General features: G+C 71.9%; 5 protein-coding genes. 3 read left to right on the top strand and 2 right to left on the bottom strand.

The window, feature by feature from the left end; translation table 11 throughout:
* Positions 1 to 168 (top strand): adenosylhomocysteinase (locus ACFWBN_RS39700; protein ID WP_385186717.1); only part of this gene is annotated, 168 nt, incomplete at its 5' end.
* A gap of 85 nt (positions 169 to 253) precedes the next feature.
* A complete protein-coding gene (locus ACFWBN_RS39705; protein WP_385186707.1) occupies positions 254 to 871 on the top strand; it encodes a hypothetical protein in 618 nt (205 codons plus the stop codon).
* Here the strand turns inward: ACFWBN_RS39705 and ACFWBN_RS39710 are convergent.
* Positions 868 to 1,785: an RDD family protein gene (locus ACFWBN_RS39710; protein WP_385186710.1), complete on the bottom strand. Its 918-nt coding sequence runs from the start codon at positions 1,783 to 1,785 to the stop codon at positions 868 to 870. The genes ACFWBN_RS39705 and ACFWBN_RS39710 overlap by 4 nt on opposite strands.
* A 112-nt stretch (positions 1,786 to 1,897) precedes the next feature.
* On the opposite strand from ACFWBN_RS39710, the gene ACFWBN_RS39715 reads away from it, so the two are divergent.
* On the top strand, positions 1,898 to 2,905 hold the full coding sequence (locus ACFWBN_RS39715; protein ID WP_385186713.1) for a stage II sporulation protein M: 1,008 nt from the start codon (positions 1,898 to 1,900) through the stop codon (positions 2,903 to 2,905).
* Positions 2,906 to 3,028: 123 nt separating this feature from the next.
* On the opposite strand, the gene ACFWBN_RS39720 is transcribed toward ACFWBN_RS39715, so the two are convergent.
* The coding region (locus ACFWBN_RS39720) for a hypothetical protein (protein WP_385186715.1) at positions 3,029 to 3,218 on the bottom strand (190 nt) is incomplete at its 5' end.

Consider the following 3,218-nt stretch of genomic DNA (forward strand, 5'->3'; position numbering starts at 1 on the left):
GAGTACCCCACCGACGTCTACGTGCTCCCCAAGCACCTCGACGAGAAGGTGGCCCGCCTCCACCTCGACGCCCTCGGCGTCAAGCTCACCACCCTCCGTCCCGAGCAGGCCGACTACATCGGCGTCAAGGTCGAGGGCCCGTACAAGCCGGACCACTACCGCTACTGATCTCCCCGCAGATCCGCAGCACCTGAGTCAGGCCCCCGGCACACCAGCCGGGGGCCTGCCCCATACGCACGCAAGGACTCCAGCCATGCCCCGCGGCCGCTACTCGCTCCACGACCCGCACGACCACACCCCGCTCGGCGAGGAGCACTTCCACTGCGCCCCCGGACCCTCCGGCTGGCGCTACGTCTCCCAGCTCACGGCCCCGAACGGCGATCACCGCGGCTCGGTCGACCTGGCCGTCGACGAACTCGGCCGCCCCATCCGCCTGGAGGTCAACGCGTCGAGCTGGCAGGTCCGCGGGGCCGCCATCGACGGCGTCACCTGGGTCCGCACCGACCCCACGGGCGCCGAGGCCACCGAGGGCAACGTCCACGCCCCCGGCTTCACCGGCACCTCCCCGGCCTTCCTCATCGCCACGGCCCGCCTGCTGCGCCTGACCCCCGGAGCCCCCGCCACCCGCGTCCGGCTCCTCGCCCTCACCGACCCCGTACTGGCCCCCCGTACGGTCGACCAGGCATGGGCCCTGCTCCGGCGCGAGGAGCACCCCACGGACAGCGGCCCGCTCTTGGTGGACGAGTACCAGGTCAGCGCCCTGGACACCGGCGAGGTCCACACGATCCACATCGCCGGGGACGTGGTCCTCTCCGCCCCGGGCATCGAGCTGGAACACCTGGAGACCCCGCCCTCGACCTTCGAGGACTAGGCAGGCGGCGCGAAACCGCCCGCGCGCGGAGCCGCCGCAGGCGCCGGAGGCTGTACGGGCGCCACGGGCGCGGCATACGGAGCCGGCGCCGGAGCCTGTACGTACGGGGCGGGCGCAGGAGCCACGGGCGCCACGGGACCCACCGAACCCCCCGGACCACGGCCGGCGCCCGTGAAGGTCCGGGCCGCGTCCCGCGACTGCCGCTCGTGCACCACGGCCATCAGGAACGCCGCGGCAGGCACCCCCACCGGCGGCAGCGCCCCCGTCCGCGCCACCAGATCGTCCGCGAGCCGCGCCGCCATCGCGGCACCCACCTGCGGATCCAGCTGGTTCATCCGCGTCAGGTACTGCCGTATCGCCAGCCACAACCCGTCCGGCACCGCCGACAGGTCCAGCCCGGTGAAGCGCCCGGCCAGCCACGGCGGCGGCGCGGGCACCGGCATCACCCGGGCCCCCGGCACCCGCTCCCGGATCACCAGGGTTCCGGCGAACACGTCCCCGAGCCGCCGCCCGCGCGCCGACACCAGCGAGGCGATGCACGCCACGGACCCGAAGGTCATCAGCAGCTCCACGACCCCCATGGCCCCGCGCACCAGCGCGTGCCGGAAGCGGATCGGCCCGCCGTCGTCCCGCACCACCCGCAGCCCGCAGGCGAGCTTGCCCAGCGACCGCCCGTGCGTCAGCGTCTCCACCGCGATCGGCACGCCGACCAGCAGCAGGATGAAGCTCGCCACCGTCACCGCCGCATGGGCGGCCTCGTCGAGCGAGGCGACCGCGAAGGCCAGTCCGACGGAGAGGAGCACGTACCCGGCGAGGTACACGACCAGGTCGAGGACGATCGCCAGCGCCCGGCTCGGCAGCCTCGCCGGCCTCAACCCCAGGACGACCGCGTCCCCCGTCACAAGATCGCTCACCGCAGCACCTTTCACGTGACCTGCCCCGCCCCTTTGGCATCCAGTCTGCCAAGCTGACCACACGAGTCATAGGCAGTGGCAGGGGACCTGGGGCAGGGGAGCGGGCAAGCGGATGGATCTCGATGTCTTCGTGGCGGCACACCGCGCGGAATGGGCCCGCCTGGAGCAGCTCCTGGGCCGCGGCCGCAAGCTCACCGGCGCCGAGGCGGACGAGCTCGTCGCCCTCTACCAGCGCACCTCCACCCACCTCTCCCTGATCCAGTCCAGCGTCCCCGACCCCATGCTCACGGGGCGGCTGACGCAGCTGGTCGCCCGCGCCCGCGCCACGGTGACCGGCACCCGCCGCGCCGGCTGGCGCGACGCGGCCCTCTTCTTCACCGCGGGCTTCCCGGCCGCCGTCTACCGCAGCCGCCGCTGGTGGATACCGACCGCACTGCTCTCGACGGCCCTCGGCGTGCTCATCGGCTGGTGGATAGCCACCCACCCCGAGGTCCAGGGCGCCATCGGAGCCCCCGAGGACCTGAAGGCCCTCACACAGCCGGGCGGCGAGTACGAGACGTACTACTCCAGCCATCCCGCCGGCTCCTTCGCCGCCCAGGTCTGGACGAACAACGCGCAGGCGGCTGCGATCTGCCTCGTCCTGGGCGCCTTCCTCGGCATCCCGGTGCTCTGGATCCTCTTCCTGAACATGGCCAACCTCGGCGTCGGGCTCGGCCTGATGGCCGCCGCCGGCCGCCTGGACGTCTTCCTCGGCCTGATCCTCCCGCACGGCCTGCTCGAACTGACGGCTGTCTTCGTCGCCGCCGGCACCGGCCTGCGCCTGGGCTGGACGGTCATCGACCCGGGCCCCCGCACCCGCCGCACCGCCCTCGCGGAACAGGGCCGCGCCGCGCTGGGCATGGCCATCGGCCTGGCCGTGGTCCTGTTCGTCTCGGGCGTCATCGAAGGCTTCGTCACCCCGTCCGGCCTGCCCACCTGGGCCCGCATCGCCATCGGCGTCGCCGCCGAGGCGGCCTTCCTGCTGTACGTCTACGTCCTGGGCGGCCGCGCCTCCCGGGCAGGCGAGGCGGGCGACGTGGAGGCAGCCGACCGCACGGCGACGCTGCCCACCGCGGCCTGATGTGCGTACAAGCCTGCTGAGCTGCTAGTCTCCTCGTCGTCCCGCGAAGGCCGTTGACACGGAGCGAGCGGGGAGGTAGATTCGAACGGTTGCCTCGAACTGGACAAGTTCGGCAACCAGGGTCTATAATCGGACCTCACCCACAGGAAATAAATTCCCGATGGGTACAACCGTCTCTTCATTCAGGAAATCTGAAGCCGGGAAATCCGGTGGAAAACTTCTGATAGAGTCGGAATCGCCGGAAAGGGAAAGCGCGAAAGCGTAGAACCTCGAAAGCGCCGAGGAAATCGGGCCCGAAAGAGTCTGATAGAGT

It is taken from the genome of Streptomyces sp. NPDC059989, from assembly GCF_042736975.1.
Classification (GTDB): Bacteria; Actinomycetota; Actinomycetes; order Streptomycetales; family Streptomycetaceae; genus Streptomyces.